The sequence below is a fragment of the uncultured Campylobacter sp. genome, assembly GCF_963517995.1.
Taxonomy (GTDB): Bacteria; Campylobacterota; Campylobacteria; order Campylobacterales; family Campylobacteraceae; genus Campylobacter_A.
The window spans coordinates 1-17,166 of the sequence record NZ_CAUQHQ010000041.1; the positions used below are offsets into that span (position 1 = coordinate 1).

At 39.6% G+C, this 17,166-nt stretch carries 17 protein-coding genes, 6 tRNA genes and 1 pseudogene; 20 read left to right on the forward strand and 4 right to left on the reverse strand.

Going from position 1 to position 17,166, the window contains the following annotated elements; all coding sequences use genetic code 11:
- Positions 1–43 precede the first annotated feature (43 nt).
- The 17 genes and pseudogenes from RYL88_RS05765 to RYL88_RS05840 all read left to right on the forward strand — a co-directional run bounded on the left by RYL88_RS05765 (position 44) and on the right by RYL88_RS05840 (position 11,121).
- Positions 44–118 (forward strand) — tRNA-Glu (locus RYL88_RS05765).
- Between the two features lie 328 nt (positions 119–446).
- Positions 447–1,184 (forward strand): TerC family protein, encoded by a 738-nt coding sequence (locus RYL88_RS05770; RefSeq protein ID WP_314989703.1) that lies wholly within the window; start codon positions 447–449, stop codon positions 1,182–1,184.
- 124 nt (positions 1,185–1,308) lie between these two features.
- Positions 1,309–1,977, forward strand: coding sequence for a DNA alkylation repair protein (locus RYL88_RS05775; protein ID WP_314989705.1), 669 nt, complete (start codon positions 1,309–1,311; stop codon positions 1,975–1,977).
- A complete protein-coding gene (locus RYL88_RS05780; RefSeq protein WP_314989706.1) occupies positions 1,974–3,299 on the forward strand; it encodes an MATE family efflux transporter in 1,326 nt (441 codons plus the stop codon). The genes RYL88_RS05775 and RYL88_RS05780 overlap by 4 nt, the downstream gene beginning before the upstream one ends.
- A gap of 108 nt (positions 3,300–3,407) precedes the next feature.
- Positions 3,408–3,485: transfer RNA gene (locus RYL88_RS05785), tRNA-Pro, on the forward strand.
- Positions 3,486–3,496: 11 nt separating this feature from the next.
- Positions 3,497–3,573: transfer RNA gene (locus tag RYL88_RS05790), tRNA-His, on the forward strand.
- Positions 3,574–3,578: 5 nt separating this feature from the next.
- Positions 3,579–3,655, forward strand: a tRNA-Arg gene (locus RYL88_RS05795).
- 12 nt (positions 3,656–3,667) lie between these two features.
- Positions 3,668–3,744: transfer RNA gene (locus RYL88_RS05800), tRNA-Arg, on the forward strand.
- 15 nt (positions 3,745–3,759) lie between these two features.
- Positions 3,760–3,844 (forward strand) — tRNA-Leu (locus RYL88_RS05805).
- 316 nt (positions 3,845–4,160) lie between these two features.
- On the forward strand, positions 4,161–5,843 hold the full coding sequence (locus tag RYL88_RS05810) for a DUF3696 domain-containing protein (protein WP_314989708.1): 1,683 nt from the start codon (positions 4,161–4,163) through the stop codon (positions 5,841–5,843).
- Positions 5,844–5,846: 3 nt separating this feature from the next.
- A complete protein-coding gene (locus RYL88_RS05815; protein ID WP_314989710.1) occupies positions 5,847–6,770 on the forward strand; it encodes a hypothetical protein in 924 nt (307 codons plus the stop codon).
- A gap of 26 nt (positions 6,771–6,796) precedes the next feature.
- A complete protein-coding gene (locus RYL88_RS05820; RefSeq protein WP_314989712.1) occupies positions 6,797–7,822 on the forward strand; it encodes a WG repeat-containing protein in 1,026 nt (341 codons plus the stop codon).
- 21 nt (positions 7,823–7,843) lie between these two features.
- Positions 7,844–7,918: pseudogene (locus tag RYL88_RS12700) on the forward strand (WG repeat-containing protein); the annotation flags it as partial.
- A gap of 75 nt (positions 7,919–7,993) precedes the next feature.
- Positions 7,994–8,344: a WG repeat-containing protein gene (locus RYL88_RS05825; protein ID WP_314989714.1), complete on the forward strand. Its 351-nt coding sequence runs from the start codon at positions 7,994–7,996 to the stop codon at positions 8,342–8,344.
- Positions 8,345–9,178: 834 nt separating this feature from the next.
- Positions 9,179–9,508 carry a plasmid mobilization relaxosome protein MobC gene (locus RYL88_RS05830; protein WP_314989715.1) on the forward strand — a complete coding sequence of 110 codons (330 nt, stop codon included), beginning with the start codon at positions 9,179–9,181 and terminating at the stop codon, positions 9,506–9,508.
- A gap of 57 nt (positions 9,509–9,565) precedes the next feature.
- On the forward strand, positions 9,566–10,771 hold the full coding sequence (locus tag RYL88_RS05835; RefSeq protein ID WP_314989718.1) for a relaxase/mobilization nuclease domain-containing protein: 1,206 nt from the start codon (positions 9,566–9,568) through the stop codon (positions 10,769–10,771).
- Between the two features lie 14 nt (positions 10,772–10,785).
- Positions 10,786–11,121 carry a hypothetical protein gene (locus RYL88_RS05840; RefSeq protein ID WP_314989719.1) on the forward strand — a complete coding sequence of 112 codons (336 nt, stop codon included), beginning with the start codon at positions 10,786–10,788 and terminating at the stop codon, positions 11,119–11,121.
- 287 nt (positions 11,122–11,408) lie between these two features.
- Here RYL88_RS05840 and RYL88_RS05845 read toward each other — a convergent pair whose 3' ends face one another.
- A complete protein-coding gene (locus tag RYL88_RS05845) occupies positions 11,409–11,639 on the reverse strand; it encodes an AlpA family transcriptional regulator (protein ID WP_295143906.1) in 231 nt (76 codons plus the stop codon).
- 190 nt (positions 11,640–11,829) lie between these two features.
- Between RYL88_RS05845 and RYL88_RS05850 the strand changes: the two genes are divergently transcribed.
- The gene (locus RYL88_RS05850) at positions 11,830–12,153 is read left to right on the forward strand and encodes a type II toxin-antitoxin system RelE/ParE family toxin (protein WP_314989721.1); all 324 of its coding nucleotides are present in this window, start codon (positions 11,830–11,832) and stop codon (positions 12,151–12,153) included.
- Positions 12,146–12,427, forward strand: a complete 282-nt coding sequence (locus RYL88_RS05855; RefSeq protein WP_169766221.1) for a helix-turn-helix domain-containing protein — start codon at positions 12,146–12,148, stop codon at positions 12,425–12,427. The genes RYL88_RS05850 and RYL88_RS05855 overlap by 8 nt, the downstream gene beginning before the upstream one ends.
- 425 nt (positions 12,428–12,852) lie before the next feature.
- Here the strand turns inward: RYL88_RS05855 and RYL88_RS05860 are convergent, their stop codons facing one another.
- A complete protein-coding gene (locus RYL88_RS05860; RefSeq protein ID WP_314989726.1) occupies positions 12,853–13,563 on the reverse strand; it encodes an Abi family protein in 711 nt (236 codons plus the stop codon).
- 89 nt (positions 13,564–13,652) lie between these two features.
- A complete protein-coding gene (locus tag RYL88_RS05865) occupies positions 13,653–14,771 on the reverse strand; it encodes a tyrosine-type recombinase/integrase (RefSeq protein WP_314989728.1) in 1,119 nt (372 codons plus the stop codon).
- A 394-nt stretch (positions 14,772–15,165) separates the two neighbouring features.
- Here RYL88_RS05865 and RYL88_RS05870 point away from each other — a divergent pair, with 394 nt between their 5' ends.
- Positions 15,166–15,819 (forward strand): hypothetical protein, encoded by a 654-nt coding sequence (locus tag RYL88_RS05870; protein ID WP_314989730.1) that lies wholly within the window; start codon positions 15,166–15,168, stop codon positions 15,817–15,819.
- An 850-nt stretch (positions 15,820–16,669) separates the two neighbouring features.
- Here the strand turns inward: RYL88_RS05870 and RYL88_RS05875 are convergent.
- A partial coding sequence (locus tag RYL88_RS05875) for a hypothetical protein (RefSeq protein WP_314989732.1) occupies positions 16,670–17,166 on the reverse strand: 497 nt, incomplete at its 5' end.

A 17,166-nucleotide genomic window follows, 5' to 3' on the forward strand; every position in this document is an offset into this window, starting at 1 on the left:
TTTTTATTATCTTTAATGTAAAATCCCATTTCCGCTAATTCGTGGCCCCTTCGTCTAGCGGTTAGGACATCGCCCTTTCACGGCGGTAACACGAGTTCGAGTCTCGTAGGGGTCACCACTTCATTTTAAATTTCACAAAAGATTTTAATTTTATCCGCTTATCCCTTAAACACCCTTTATCTAAGATAATTTTTCTTAAATTTGGTTTTTCTAAAAATTTATCCGCAGAGCCGTTTGTTGCGTATTTTGCAAAATCAAATTTCATCGCAGCAAATTTAACCGCTGCCAAATAAACCAAAATCCGTCAAATTTTATCGCCTCAAAATGCGATGCTTCGCGCGTTAAAAACGCAAAATTTGGTTTCCAAACGCCCGCGCCCGCTCGCTCAATCAAATTTAAACCCGTTTTGGCTATAATCGCGCCCTAATTTATAAAAAAGGAAAAAAATGTTTGATTGGATTTTTTCGCCCGAGGCGTGGCTGTCGCTCGTGACGCTAACGGGGCTTGAGATCGTGCTTGGTATCGATAACATCATATTTATCGCGATCCTAGTCGGCAAACTCCCGCCCGAGCAGCGCGACAAAGGCCGTATACTAGGGCTTTCGCTTGCGATGCTAACGAGGATTGCGCTTTTGCTTTCGCTATTTTGGATCATGAAGCTTACCAAGCCGCTATTTAGCGTGTTTGGCTTTACGATCACGGGCCGCGATTTGGTGCTGATTTTAGGCGGGCTTTTCCTTATCGGCAAGTCTACGCTAGAGATTCACTCAAGCGTTAGCGGCGAGCACGAGGAGCGCGAGACGGGCAAGGGGCATGCGAGTTTTTGGGTCATTATCGCCGAGATCGCCGTGCTTGACATCGTCTTTTCGCTCGATAGCGTCATCACCGCAGTGGGCATGGCAAATCACATCGAGATTATGATCCTAGCCGTGATACTTGCCGTGGGCGTGATGATGTTTGCGTCTAAGGGCATCTCAAATTTCGTCGATAACAACCCGACGATCAAAATTCTCGCGCTTGCGTTCTTGATCCTGATCGGCTTTACGCTTGTGGGCGAGGGGCTCGGTATGCACGTGCCTAAGGGCTACGTTTACTTTGCGATGGCGTTTTCTCTGGGCGTGGAGCTCATCAACATCTACGCTCGCAAAAAGTCGGCAAAACGCGCACAAGAGGCTCAAAAGTAAAATTTGAGCCTTTAAATTTGCTTTGAGCGCGCAGGGCGGCAAATTTGACGCTTCGGCTTTTTTGATGCGTCAAATTTAAACGGGGCGAATTTGAGCGGTAAATTTAAAAAGCAAAGGAGCTAGCGTGGACGTAAAAGGCGAATTTTTAGAGATTTTGGAGGGGCTTAGGAGCCAAAAGCTGGCGGCATTTTCGCAAAAACTCATAAAAAGCCCCGAAATTTTAGGCGTAAAAACTCCCGAGCTAAGACGCCTGGCAAAACAAAATTTCGCTCGGTTAAATTTGGAGCAGATCGCTGCTTATGAGCCGTTTTTCCACGAGGAGTTTATGCTAAAGGGCTTTTTGATAATGCTAGTTAAAGACGACGAAGCCAAATTTAAGCTAGCTAGCGAGTTTATCAAAACGATACCAAACTGGGCGGTGACGGACGGCTTTGAGCCTAAATTTACCGAGGCGCGCTACGTAGATGCGCTGCTAAAGCAGGCTCTAGGCTCAAATTTAGAATACGAAAAGCGTTTTTTCTACGTTTATTTTATGCGCAATTTTGGGGCGCTTTCGCTTGAGCAGTTTTTTGAAATTTGCGCCGAGGAAAAGGACGAGCGATACTACGTTCAAATGGCGGCGGCTTGGTGCTTAGCCGAGGTTTTTATAAAATTTGACGGCGCGGGGCGGCAGCTGCTAGAGAGCAGGCGACTGAGTAAATTTACCCACAACAAAACGATCTCAAAGATCTGCGACAGCTACCGCGTGCCAAAAGACGTAAAAGACGCGCTTTTGGAGCTCAAAATCAAGTGAATCTCACAAAAGAACCCATAAACAAGCTCGTGCTGCGCCTAGCCGCGCCTGCGGGCGTCGCGATGAGTTTTAACACGCTTTACAACGTGACGGGCGTGTTTTTCGCCGCGCGCATATCGACGCAGGCGCTGGCGGGCTTTTCGATGAGTTTTTCACTTTACATCAGCGTCGTGGGCATGGGGCTTGGCTTTGGCTCGGCGCTAACTGCGCTTATTGGCAACGCGCTTGGCGCTAGCAAGGACCGGCTAGCTAAAATTTACGCCGCAAAGGGCGTGTTTTTCGTGCTTCTTTGCTCGCTTTTTATGGGGTTTTGCGGCTTTATTTTTACTCCGCATCTGCTTAAAATTTTAGGCGCAAACGAGGAGTTTTTACGCGAAGCCATGGCGTATAACCGCGTGATATTCCTTGCTTCGCCCTTTTTCTTACTCATAAAATCGCTAAACGGCGTGCTTGTAGCCGCTGGCGACACAAAGAGCCTGCGAAACTGGCTTTTTGCGGGACTTTTTATAAATTTGGGCTTTTGCTTTTTTTACGTGGATTTTTGCGGGCTGGGTATCGGCGGGATAGCGCTGGCGACGGCTTCGGTGCAGCTTCTTGGTTCGCTATTTTTAGGCATCAAAGTCGCAAAAACGGGCATGATAAATTTTTTAAATTTACGCTCATTTGCGCCCGAGCTTGCCATCTACCGCAAAATTTTAGCCCAAGCCTTGCCCGCGTGCCTAAACTACCTCTCGATGTCGCTTGGCGGGCTCGTGCTTATGCATTTTATCAGCCGCTACGGCACGCACGCGGTCGCAGGTTACGGCCTGGCTCTTCGCATCGAGCAGATCGTCATACTGCCCACGACTGGCATCGCATCGGCGGTGCTTGGTATCGTGTCGCAAAACTTCGGCGCGCGCGAATACGCCAGAGTACGCGGCTGCTACGCTTATGCGGTTAAATTTCTAGCGGTTTATTGTATTTTTGCGGCGGCTTTTTGTCTCGGGCTCGGCGGGATTTTGGTCGGGTTTTTTGACGAGACGCCCGAGGTTGTGAGTGCGGCAAAAGGCTATTTTGCGGTAAATTCGCTAGCGTTTATAGGCTACGCGCTCATAAACCTCTCCGGCTCGACGCTTCAAGGCGTAAAAAGGCCCGCGGCGGTTTTTGTTTTAAATTTTACCCGTCAGATAGTTTTGCAAATCGCGCTTTACTCGCTTGTGGCGAATGTTTTTGGCGGAGAGCTACAAGATATTTTTAGGGCGATGTTTTTTAACGTCTGGCTGATCGGGCTAACTTTTTTCTTTTATGCAAAATTTATTCTTAGCCGAGTTTGCGCGGCTTGAAGCGAAATTTTTTACAAATTTTCAAATTTAAGCTTATTTTTCTTGACATACCGTATTTTTTTGGCTATAATGCGCCTTTTCAATAAGTAGGCTAAACTCGCAATGCCTCGGGGTGTAGCGCAGGCTGGTTAGCGCATCTGGTTTGGGACCAGAGGGCCGAAGGTTCGAATCCTTTCACCCCGACCATTTGTTAGATGGTGAGTGTAGCTCAGTCGGTTAGAGCATCAGATTGTGGTCCTGAGGGTCGTGGGTTCGATTCCCATCACTCACCCCACTTGGGCGCTCGTAGCTCAATTGGATAGAGCGACAGACTTCGGATCTGTAGGTTATGGGTTCGACTCCTATCGGGCGCGCCACTTTGTTTTTATGCGCTCATAGCTCAGCTGGATAGAGCAACGGCCTTCTAAGCCGTAGGCCTCAGGTTCGAATCCTGATGGGCGTACCACTTTATTATTGTTGTGCGGATGTGGTGAAATTGGCAGACACGCCAGACTTAGGATCTGGTGCCCCACGGCGTGAAGGTTCAAGTCCTTTCATCCGCACCATCCAAAACTCCCTAAAATACGACATTTCAAGACTTAAGATTTCAAAAGGTAACCCGAGAGGTAACCCAAACTTCTTATTTTTTATTTTTCAAATTTCTTTCTCTCGGATTTATTTAATATTCTAGAGCATCTTATATTGGCCCATTTTATCATTAGAGGTTTTGCTTTGACAGGTCGCCTGAATACTATTTTTGTAATTATGTCTATGGTACTCAGGTGTTGCAAAGTATAACGCTTAATTCTAGCAATATTTAAGAGCTCCAAAAACAAACTATAGTATAATAACGGTAAATAAAAAATACATCGAGGGGCTAAAATGGTAAAAGTGGGATTTAATAACTTTAAGGCATTTGGAGAAAATTTGCAGAAATTTTCAGATAAGCCGATAACTTTAGTGTATGGCCCCAACAGCTCCGGAAAATCAAGTTTTTTACACGCCATGCTCTATAGAGAATATCTTTTAGGCGGCGGAGATATAAATCTTAAAAAGTCAAATTTTGCCGGAGATGAGCTAGACTTGGGTGGGCTTGGCAACTTTATCCATAAGCACGATACAGATAGAGTAATAACCTATACTTATGATTTCGCGGATCAAGAGTCCATAAGATATCTTTTGTATTCCAAGTGTCTTGAACGCTTTGAAGTGCAGTACGAGAAAGGCTCAAAAAACCTAGATCCAAAATATTTATTTCGGATTATATGCGAAAAGGGCGGATTGGAGCGATTTATGCGAGAACATAAAGACATAAGCATAGACGCCAACATAGATATAGACGAACTAAGAGGCATAGTTGAGAATAACTATGGTATAGAAAAAATCGGAATAAAAGTCAACTCAGGGTTGCATCAAGGCTTCTTAAAACAAGATATATTTATAATGATTAATTCCAAAAAATACGCAAGAATACGACCTATGTTTAATTCAGGCGAATGCTTATGTGATTTGTCTCCGTTTAAAAGAATAGATACGACAAGCAGGTTTTTTCTTATACAGCCCTATAAAGAGCATCCTTTTGTAAAAACAGTAAAAGATATCGCAGATTATAATGAAAACGATGAGGATGTTAGCGAAACAATTATAGATGACAAAGGCATTGTATTGGGTAAAAGTGATGAAGGTATGTATATGTGGAATGAAGAACAAATAAAACACAAAAACATACACGACATCTTAACCGAATTTGATAAAAGTAAAGGTATCGGCGCTTTGCTTGGAAATGTAGCTCTTTGTATATTCCAAGGACTTAACAACTACAGATACAAGGAAGCAATACAATATTTCTCTCCGCTTAGATTTTATCCCGAGAGAAAAGACCTTGTCTTTGATAAATTTAGCGACACGGTAAGCTACGACAAGGTGCATTCCAGTAAAGAGATATGGCAAAAGATTCTACTTGATAAAGACTCAAGAGAAAAACTTAACGTATGGCTATCGGACGACAAAAAGCTAAAATCAACCTACAAGATAGAAGTAGAAAAATTTTATAAAGTCGACGATCCTAAAAATGTAAAGGAATTAGGAGAGCCGGATATTCAAGAGCTAAAATTTTTGGATTTAAGAACAGGGGTGTTTGTGAGTCCTAGGGATATGGGGCTTGGGATATCTCAGTCTTTGCCGATACTGGCTAGTTGTATGGCCCTTGATAACAGCAGTATCTTTATAGAGCAACCGGAGCTACATCTGCACCCTGCTGTTCAGTGCGAGATGGCGGATGAGTTTATACGGTCTAAAAACAATAACAAAAATAACTTTTTTATAGAAACGCATAGCGAGCATATATTGCTTCGTATCATGAGAAGGTTAAGATACTCCAGCGAAGGTAAAATAAGCAAAAACGATGAATTATACATAACTCCTGATGATATATGTTTACTTTACGTTGATAACAGCGGCGAGGGAACATACGTCAAAGAACTCGAACTTGATGAGGACGGGACTTTGCTTGACGCTTGGCCTAACGGCTTTTTTGAAGAGGGATACAAAGAGAGGTTCGAGTAAAAAATGCTAAAAGAGATATTTTTAACTCCGGAGGTGTTTTTAGAAAGCAATATGTCCGTAAGTAATTTTTACAATCTTAAATCACTCTTGGAAAATATAAGTAGAAGCGGCTTTGTCCTATCTTTGGAAAATAGAGACTGGATTAAATGTGTTTTATCAAATATATCTTTTTGCACCAAGCATAAGGATCAGCTACTAAAACTGATAGAATATCTTAAGGACAGAGAAAGGGTAGAATTTCAGCCCAAAAGCGGAGCAGAGCCGCAAACGGAAGATGATTGGCTTAAAATCGCCGATAGCATAAACAGCATTAGAAGTATAAATTCTATCTTTTCTTGCAAAAAAACCGACCGCACCTTTGTGTTAGATGATCTAGAAAATATAGATATAGGCGACAAGTACGGCTATGGCGGATCTATAGCTAGACTAAAATCGGAAAAAGAGCTAGAAAAAATCTTTTCCGCCGTAGTATCATACGCCAAAAAGCTCACGATAATAGACCCCTACTTTTATCCGGATGTCTATAGATATAAAAGAACTTTGGAAATAATTGCTAAAAACTTCGGCGAGCGTAGAAATAACAAAACTAAGGGAAGCATAATAATACATTGCAAATTTCAGATAGACAATTATAATCCTTGGGAAAAGAAGTTAGATAAATGGCGAAGTATTTGCCGTCATATACGCTCTGATTACGGACACGCTTTAACCATATGCGCATGGAAGGAAAAGCAAGGGGGCATAAAGATGCACGAGAGATATCTGGTGACAAATCAGATTGGGCTAGTCGTAGGAGCAGGGCTGGATGTAAACGATAGAAGTACGAGTGAATTTGGACTAAAGCAATACAATGAGCTAAACGATATAACGTCTCCGTTTGATAAAAATAATCCCTCGTTTGATTTGGCTTACGAGATCACGATGTAAAAACACTAAATAAAAAAGGATAATGCATGTTTGATTTTTTAAAATCGCTATTTAGCGCAAAGGATGAAGAAATACTCGAAAAGGTAGCTTCTATAAAAGCCACGGAAGGTACAAGTATAAATAAAACAAATAATCTCACTAAAGAGATAGATGCTAATAAGGCAGATAATGCTAATGAACTAGACGGACCATTGTTTATAAATGAACAAGACGGCAAGTACGGATTTATAAACGCCAAAGGCGAACAGGTTGTAGAGTGTAAATTTGATGATGTGTGGCCTTTTACCGAAGGTTTGGCTAAAGTTAAAAAAGATGGCAAATCGGGATATATAAACACCAAAGGCGAACAGGTTGTAGAGTGCAAATTTGATGATGCCTGGGACTTTAGAGAAGGTTTAGCTGCAGTCAAAAAAGATGACAAATGGGGATACATAAACGCCAAAGGCGAACAGGTTATAGAGTGCAAATTTGATTATGCCGGGGGCTTTATCGAAGGCTTAGCCGTAGTCAAAAAAGATGGCAAATGGGGGTACATAAACACCAAAGGCGAGCAAGTTATAGAGTGTAAATTTAGTCATACTGATCCTTTTGCCAAAGGTTTAGCTAGAGTTGGAAAGGACGATAAATTCGGATATATAAACACCAAAGGCGAACAGGTTATAGAGTGTAAATTTGATATGATCGAGGTCTTTTTCGAAGGCTTAGCCGCAGTCAAAAAAGGTGGTAAATACGGATACGTAAACACCAAAGGCGAACAGGTTATAGAGTGTAAATTTGAGCGGGTTGATTATTTTAACGAAGGTTTGGCTGCAGTTAAAAAAGATGGCAAGTACGGATTTATAAACACCAAAGGCGAACAGGTTATAGAGTGTAAATTTGATGATGCGTGGCTTTTTAGCGGAGGTTTGGCTAGAGTCAAAAAAGGCGGTAAATACGGATACATAAACACCAAAGGAAATTTCATAGTTCACGATGAATACAATAATAAAATAGAAGTATCCAGCAAATTTGATTATGTCTGCAACTTCAAAGAAGGCTTAGCTGCAGTCTAAAAGGATAGTAAATGGGGGTACATAAACGCCAAAGGCGAACAAGTAGTAGAGTGTAAATTTGATGAAGCCTCGGGCTTTATTGAAGGCTTAGCAAAAGTTAAAAAGGGTTTCAAACAATTTACAATCAATAGCAAAGGAAATTTCGTTGTTCATGACGAAAATAATAATCAGATGGAGATATCTAGTAAGTTTGATGATGTCTATGACTTTAGCGAAGGTTTAGCTAAAGTCATGAAAGGCGGTCAATGGTTTACCATCAACGATAAAGGAAAATTTATAGTATTTGATGAATATAATAATCAAATAGAAGCCATAAAGAAAGTCTTGGATAAATCAGGCAATATCTTCTTGCTGTCAAAAAGCGATGATAAATTTGGACTTTTGGATGTAAACTATAACGTTCTCATAAAAAACAAACTCTACGGCGAATTTGAAGTAGTGCAAAGGATGAATGAAAATACGTTTTTGATAAAGATGGCGGAGAAGGAGTTTTTTATAGATAGCAACGGCGACTTTAAGTAAAATTTTTTAAATGGAGCAGCTATAAGTATTGATTAAATATTATAATATTATTTATTATATTTATAAGCTTTATTTGTGTGGTTTTAGTGTCATTTCTAAGTTGCCAGATTAATTTATTGATTACAATATTTGATAAGTCATATCAAGTTTATATCTTTGAGTAGCTGGTTTATATGTTCCTTTTTTTGTAAAAAATCCTTGTCTTCTTATGTTAGCTCGCTCTCGTTTTTGCTAATAGGGCGAGCATACTCTACGTGGCCACAAAACGTTACCGTTTTTGGCTCACGTAAGAGGCTCGCAAGGAGAGTTTGCCACTCCCTTGACCCACGCTTTTACCCCGAGTATATCTATATAAAAAGCCGAGTCAAGTAGTCTTTTTATATAGATATTTAAGTTTATGGATATATATCCGTAAGAGCTCGGGGTGGTCAATCGGTTAATTTTTTATTTTGTTTTTTTTAAAAAAACAACGTTATCTGTTGTCGTTATTGTCTGCTTATACCATAAACTAAAAATATGTTTTTCTATACGTTTTATAAAGGAATTCAAGGAAAAACCAAAATTAAGTAAAATTTAACCAAACTCATAGTGTAAAGTGCCCTATAGTCCATAAAATACGTCTTTTAAAGTTTTCTTATAGTATGTAGCTAAAATACTCGCTTGTTTCTTTTTTCGATCCCGTACCTATTTAACATAATACGTTCGTATACAGTTGCCTTCTATGGACTCAAAAAATATTGAGATTTTTTATTTTCGATCTGTATTTCGGCTTTACTTCTATAAATAAAACGTCTATCATGCATTTATTGGGACATTCTTGTGTAGGAGGTATTTATGAATGTAGATTTTTATAAAAAGCGAAAAATTACCAAAACTATAATTAAAAGACTAAGACTAACCGATGTCGAATGGTTGGCTATCGAAAAGAAGCTAAAAGAAATAGGGATGACCTTTTCAAAATTTGCCCTAAGTTCAATGCTGTCTAAGAAAATTAAAGCGCCTATCGAAAGAGAGCTTTTGGTCGAATTATCCAGACACGGAAACAACTTAAACCAAGTAGCCGCCAAGCTAAACAGCGGCGAGAGTTTAGATAGAGTGGGTCTTAGAATTATTGCCGAGAATAACTCTATATTGCGTCGAATTTATAAAAGATTGGGGAAATAGTGAACTATATCAATCAAGACCGCTACCTCACAGACATAAAGAAAGCTATTAACAACTATGTTAGTTAAATTTCTTCCTACATATACGGGTGGCGGCCTTGGAAGTATAAACTATCTACTAAACGAAAGAAAAGTGGCCGGAACGGCTAAGGTCGTAAAGGGCGACGAAAATTTAACTAGAGCTATTATTAAAGGAATCGACTTTAAGCAAAAAACATGCTTTGGAGTTTTGTCATTTGAGGAGAAGCATGATTTTTTAACCGAAGAGCGAAAGCTAAAAATAATAAAAGATTTTGAGCGCGCACTGCTTGGGGATTATATGTTAGATAGAGTAAATGTACTCTGGGTCGAGCATTCGGACAAGAACGGTCGGCTTGAGTTAAATTTCTTGATCCCAAAGATTGACATGCCGGCAGGCAAATCATTTAATCCATACTTGGCAAAATTCGACCAGCATAGGATTGATCTGATCAAAAGAATAATTAACGATGAGTATAACCTTTCTAGCCCTGATGATCCCGCAAGAGAGCAAACTATATCGGGTAACAAGAAAAACATAGGACACTACCAAAATTTAGAAGAACTAGATAAAAAGCTGCACGACCTAGCCAAAGAGGGTTACATCAAAAATAGAGACCACATGATAGAGCTTTTAATGCAAAGCGGTATAGAAGTAACTAGATCGACAAAGAAGAGTATAACCGTAGTACTACCTAATCAAAAAACAAAAAATCGTTTAAAAGGAGGAATATACGATGCAAATTTCACAGGCGCTCAAGGACTTGGAGAACTCGGCCAAAGCTCAAGCAGAAGAATTCGAGAGTTCTATAATAGAGACACACAAGCAGAGCGCGAAAAAAATAGGCGAAAGCTTGAGGAACTCATTAAAAAGCGAGATAGATTTAATAGGTGTAAATTTGGAATCCCGCCTTCAAGAGATAACATCTATTCAGAGCAAGAACAAAAGATGGATATCGGCGCTAATGGCTACGATAGCGCTGATAATAGGAATAGCGGCGGGATATCAGATGCGCTCTTATGCACTGGAGCCGCAAATCAAGAAAGCGAGATCGGATACAATCAAGGAGCTGCAGGTTATTTTAGACGAGCAAACGAAAAAGATGGAGGCAATGGAGGTATGGACGATACCGCAAGCATGGAGGCATTCCGAGACGGAAGCGGACGGGAAGGATGCAGTACTATATATCGGTCCCTCGGAGCAAGGAGATCTTCGAGCAAAACGACAAATATTACATACCTATGAGAACGGAGTAGAAGATGACGACGTTAGAAGAAGCATTGCTCGAAGAAAACGAGAGCTTGACACAGATGATCAAGAGCGAAAGGAGCGAACACGAATCGCAGAAGAAGACCTTGATCGAAAAATACGAGAAAGAGGTAACGAATTTGCAACAAGACAAAATGAATTTGATAGATCGAATGCAACATTTGATGAACGATTGCGAGAACAAGATATACGAATCGTCGCAAGCGCAAAAAGAAAGATACGAGAAATCTTTGGAGTCTTTAAGAAAGAAACTAATAAGTTTGCAAGAAGAATTAAAAGAACTATCAAAAAAATACGAATCTTTGAAAGAGAAATATCAAGAATAGCGACCAATAGGCAAAATATTAAAAGTGTAGAGGAAGCGACCCTGGATGCGGATGAAGAATTGTCGGAAGGCCCAGATAATACCTGGGAGATGAGCATGTAGTCTTATAGGAACCAATCAGCCTTATTCTCTTTGCTGCTCTAGGCCTTAATTGGAATCAAAGGCAGATTTTGCTCGGTTGCTTTGGCGAGATATGGATAGCCTATTCCTTAGACTTGTCCAAGGATACTGCGGTTATATTTTTAATATCAAATTTCTTATAAAGAGTATTATTTACTCATTTACATATCAAATAGGTTCAATATCTAAAATATACTGCACTTGATCTCCAGCTACTTCGTGTTTGGCTATCCATTTTTCTATCTTTTCTCTATCGTATAGAACTTTTCTACCGCCTAGCTTTATGTATGGTAATATACCTTTAGATCTCCAAATCGATTGGGCATCAGTACCGACACTAAAGAGAGCTTCAAATTCCACGGGCGTTATAAATTTTTTTTGACAAGGATTTATTTGCATTTTTTCCCTTTTACAAAATTTTGTATCCATCCTAGCATGTTACAAGCCTTAAGTCCAGCAAAAGGCCGGTTCGCCAAAAGATAATTTACTGTTTTTTGTTTTGTGGTACTAGAGGAGCGGTCGGATGCTTAGACAAATTTACAAAAAAGTTTAATATCTTTTATGATATAATCCGTCCAAAGGATAAAGTTTGTGGGAAATTACATTTTTGGATAACCGAGTAGCTGAAGATTTTAAAGCCCTGCCTCCTAAAATTTCCGCTAACATGACCCATATATTTAAGCTCTTACGTCTTTACGGCAATCAAGTCGGTGAGCCGCAAACTAAAAGCTTAGGCGACGGGCTTTTTGAGATAAGAGCCAAGGGTGCGGAGGGTATAGGCAGAGGAATGTTTTGCTATATGACCGGTAGACGCATTTATATATTGCATGTGTTTGTAAAGAAAAGCGATAAAATACCTCAGAAAGAACTAGATATCGCCAGAAATAGATTAAAGGAGTTAAAAAATGCCTGAAGTAAAATTCGATGACGTATTTAATGAAATGATGAAAAACGATGAATTTAGAGCTGAATACGAAGCCCTGATGCCCGAATACGAACTAAAAAGCGAGTTGATAAAAGCTAGAATAAAAAGCGGACTGACGCAGTCGCAGCTAGCGGAGAGGATGGGCATGAAACAGTCCAATCTAGCTAGACTAGAAAGCGCGAGCGGAGATTTTAAATTTCAGACGATAATCAAATACGCAAAAGCATTGGGGCTAAAACAGCTAAATATCTCATTGGGCTAATCGATTTTGCAAAAGATAAAAATACAACCATCCTACAATATTAAGATTAGTAATGGTTACTATTTTAATGTGTATTGCATAATAAAGAAATTGTAGTATTATATATATTTGGCAAAATGTTGTTTAGGTACGAAGGCTACCGAAGTAGCCTAAGACCTACGCCGTAAGGCGCGTACAAGTGTACGAATGCTACAATATATTTTCTTAAAAGCGCATAAAATTTCTTTTTATGATTGCCGAAGATTTTACCAAGAAGGCATAGATGCTAGTTAGTTTATTGTTAGACTCATAAAAGCTTCTATGTCTTCTAGCTCTTTTAAGTAGGTTCATTAACTCTACTACTGTAGCTTTTTTTATGGGTTTGGTTTTGCAAAGTATATTAAATATTAAAAAAGAACATAAAAAGTTATTAACAAATGGATTTTTCATTTTGTTTTAATGCTTTTTTTCGATGATCTCAAGTGTGAATTTAAAAAACTCATAACCTGATAAGTCGGTCTAAATTTGTCGATGGGGTTTAGGTTATTTATTAAACAGTTATTGTGCGCTGCGGCATTTCTAACGAATTGCACGGATGTTAGCATATTTTTTATTTTCGCATATTCTTGATTTGGAAATTTGCTATAATAAAAATCGCAAAAATTCGTAAAGTTTTTAAACTCTAATATCTCGATTAAATTCCATATCGACAGATCGGCTATATATTTATTAATGATATTATCTTTAGCTGTAAAATCATGTTTGTTATAATTTAAAAAATAGTTTTTCTGCTTGGGATTGGCGTTTAGATAATCATCTATTATTGCGTATCCATCGCAATTGTCTTCATTAAAATCTCTTAATAGCTTAGTTTTTAAAAGATGCTCTATATTTAGCGTAAGAGTTAGGATAAATCTACGAAGATGCATATCTATAGTCGATAGTTCCTTTAAATAAGCAAATTCTAAATTTATATATGTGCCATCGTCTTGCTTGGTATAATTTTTAGCATAAGCTTTTATTTTAAATAGGTAACTGTTGTTCGTTAAAAAATCGATAGCCGATTCTTTGTCGCATACATTAAATTTTATCCCCTTGGTTTCCAAATAGGCGACTTGCTTGGCAACAGATAGTTTCGGTTTGTTAAATTTATCCAATTGTTATTCTTTGTAATTATATTGTCTTATTGTATCATATTTTATATACTTAACTTCTCGTACGTCTTGTCGGCATCTTTCTATAAACGTCATTTGCGCCCCAATCTCTTGGTGACTACTAAATTTTCTATCACTTGCGAACTTTTTTGAGTCGCCTTATAGGTATCGACGCCTAGATAGTGTTGTAGGGTCGCTAGTTCTTCGTGTAGTAAGGTGCCCGACATCGTATGGATATCTGCGCTAGCTTCCGCAAGAGCGCCGACTACTATATCTCTCGCCATATGTAGGTGAAAGTTCTCAACACCCGAGAGCTCCCTGATCTTTTTGACTTGCCTGTCTAGATTAACTATCGTCTCGCCGCTTACGGGGCTGGCAAAGACTAGCTCGGCCATCCTGGGTATCTCTTGTAGTTTGGATGCTATAAAATTTGGGATAGCCACGATATAGTCGTTAGAGTTTTTCGTTCTCTCTAAAAGCATCGTGTTGTTACCGAAATTTATGTTTTTCCATTTTAAGTTTAAAATTTCGGACTTTCGCCTGCCCGTAAAAATAAGGGCAAAAAGCGCCCAGTAAAAAACGTCGTCGGCGTAAAGTTCATTAATAGCGGAAAATAAATTTCTAAGCTTATCCGAGCAATTGATGACTTTTGATTTTTTCTCGATCTTGTCCAACTTTAAACCAAACGTCGGCTCGAAAGCTAGAGCCCTATGAATAAGCGCGTACTTAAACATAGGACGTAAAATTTCTTTTATCGTTTTATTGTATGTTTTTGGCGATAGCCCTTTGCTTCGCATAAAGTTATAAAAAATTTGAATATGATCAAGCGTTACCTTTTCTATAGCCAGCGAGCCTAGCGGGCTATTTTTGATGTGATTGTTAAACATCGCCGCTAGTCCGGTCGTAGCTTTGGTTTTGGCTCTAGTTTCCATATATAAATCCCAAAGTTGCTTAACTTTGATGTTTGGCTGGATTCTAGAAACATTAGATGCCGCCATATCTTTGCCTTTTGCCCACTCCGCAAAAACTGCCATAGCTTCTTGCAGATATTCCCGCCCGGTCCATTTTTCTCTTACGGCTATTTCGACTACTTTGGTGGCTCGCTTTCCGTCGCTACTTCTTTTTCTGAATAAAAACTTATTCGTATGATTTTTACTCATGTAGATATTTGGAACTTTCGTCTTTTTGTATTCGCTTAGACTGATTGACATTTGAGTCCTTTTTAAAATCCTTTGCGCCGCTTTGGGTAACCCACTGGGTAACCCATTTAGCGATAGAATTATAATTCTAAAAAAGTTATAATCAGCTTAAAGTATCGTATTTTAGGGCTATATAAACTTATATAATTCTTAATAAGTCTGCGGCGTATTTTTTCAAGTCCTTTCATCCGCACCATAACACTCTCAAATACGAAACTTTCCTCAAAAATACATACTTTTGACATAGGCTATAATGGGATTTATTGTGATAAATTTCCTATTTTCGCTCTTTTGCTCACTAAAAACTCCTCACTAGCTAAAATTAGTGAGTTTTAACATGATGGCATCGCTCCGTTTTCTTATAATTAATTTTAGAAATCCACAATTCTGAGCTTCTAATCCTAAGTTGCGCGATGCCACTAAATTTCGCGTTAATCCCGATGAAGCTATACGAGATTATCGTTTAGAAAAGGACGTAAAAGCAAGCCGTCAGGCCTTAACCCCTAATCTTTGGTTAAATATCCGCTCTATCGGTAAAAAGGGAACTACTCACGTTAAGTTTCGTAAAGACTTCTATTTCGCCTCTAACGGCACTTTGACGAAGTTTTTAGGAATGTTTCCTCAAATCTCTTATCAAGATGCCCTAAATATCGCCGATGAATACTTAACGGCTAACCCTGCCGCTAAAATTTCTAAAAATTCTCTCGCCCTCGTATTTGACAAATATCTCGAATGCTTCGGGGTGGGTTGGAAGCCTGCAACTATTCTCAAAAAACGCAAAATTTATAAAAAACGGTTGCTGCCTTTGGCTTCAAAAACGATTGCTAGTATCTCTGTAAAGGAGTTGCGAAGTATTGCCGACTCTATATTCTCGTCTCGCAAATATTCCGCATTACGGGACTTCTGCGAGCTAGTTCATCACATTTGGTATCTTGCTCGAGTCCGAGATTACCTGAATAAGGATATTTTCGACGGGATAAAACTAATCGACTGCTACAATCTACCTGAAAGCGGCGGCTACGGACATATAAAAGGTGTCGCCGACTTAAAAATCCTCTAAACTACATAAAAAATTATCCAAATACCTAAATCGTCCGAAATGCCTTATTTTTTGGCTTATGCTCTGGCTTGCAAGCCTTCTAAACGCAAAAAAGTGCATAGTTTAGTCTACAAATGCGGGACAAAGACCTAACCGAATACGAGATTAAGCTACAGAGCAGGGGTTAAAGGAATAACAACAAGTCAAAAAACAATCGCTGTCCGAAAAGTCATAAGGTAGATTTTCTTGCTCCTGGTTTTTCTTATGTAGGTTTGACATTAGCCTTGGATAAATGAATGGTACGTTCTATCGCATAAAAACAAGCAAGCCGTCAAAGCCCTAAAAAAGAGCTTCACTCTTTAATCAAAAAGGCTTTATCTACGATTCCGTTTTTGGTTGTGGGGGTTTTTGAGAGCTGCAAAAATAAAAGCTCGCATATTTATGCTTTGCTTTTGTTCCGATACGCGATTTAGCCCAAGCCGTCCAGAAGTATAAATCCATATAACAAAGGCGCCGTGAAAATAAACGCTTTAAGTCCCGCCTATATTTTTTAAGGGTAAAAGCGGCGCCACGCTTTGAAGAGCTGCCTGCGATGTCCAAAAAAGAATTGCATAGCGCGTTTAACGTAAAACTAGTCACAATTTTTCTATGCGCCTGAGTGCATTGGCGCTAAATTTTGCGCTGCGGCGTAGCGTCGCTAGAACCGCTTTTATGAGATGCGATTACTTTTGTCGGCGACGGATTTATAAATTTAGCCCGAGGTCTTTGTTTTGGGTGGATTTATTCGGGTTGCTCGCGCCGTAAATTTAAACTAGCAAAACGCGCTTTTAAATTCCTAGTAGCCGGCAAAAGCGTAAACAAAACTCCGGGCTTACTGCTCATATTTTTTCATTATCCTTTTTGCGACGGTTTTGCCGATGTTTTTGTAGCGTTTTTCGTTAAAAGTTAGCGACTTTAGATACTCCGTATCGCTCGTATCGCCAAAAGCCTCAAAGCAAATCGCCGCATGTTCGGCCACGATTTCGTCCTTCGTACCGATCGTTGCCGCGATGAGTCCCTTTAAAATAGGCGCGAAAGCATCATGCGTCCGCGCACCGATTTTTTGACTTTTTATACCGCAAGAAAAGTTCATAAGCGTGTAGATATAGCACTTTGCAAAGCTCTTTTTCTTGGGCGGTATCCCGCGCGCGAACTCCTCTCCCAGCTGCAAAAACGCATCCAAGGCCTCGTGCGGCGGTAGCTCCTCTATGGTGCCAAAAACTATGCGGAAGAATTGCTTTGGGCGGTTTATGGCTTTGATCAGTCCTGCTACGCCGCTTTCTAGATAGATGCAGATCGCATCGACCCACGCAGCCATCGGCGCTATGA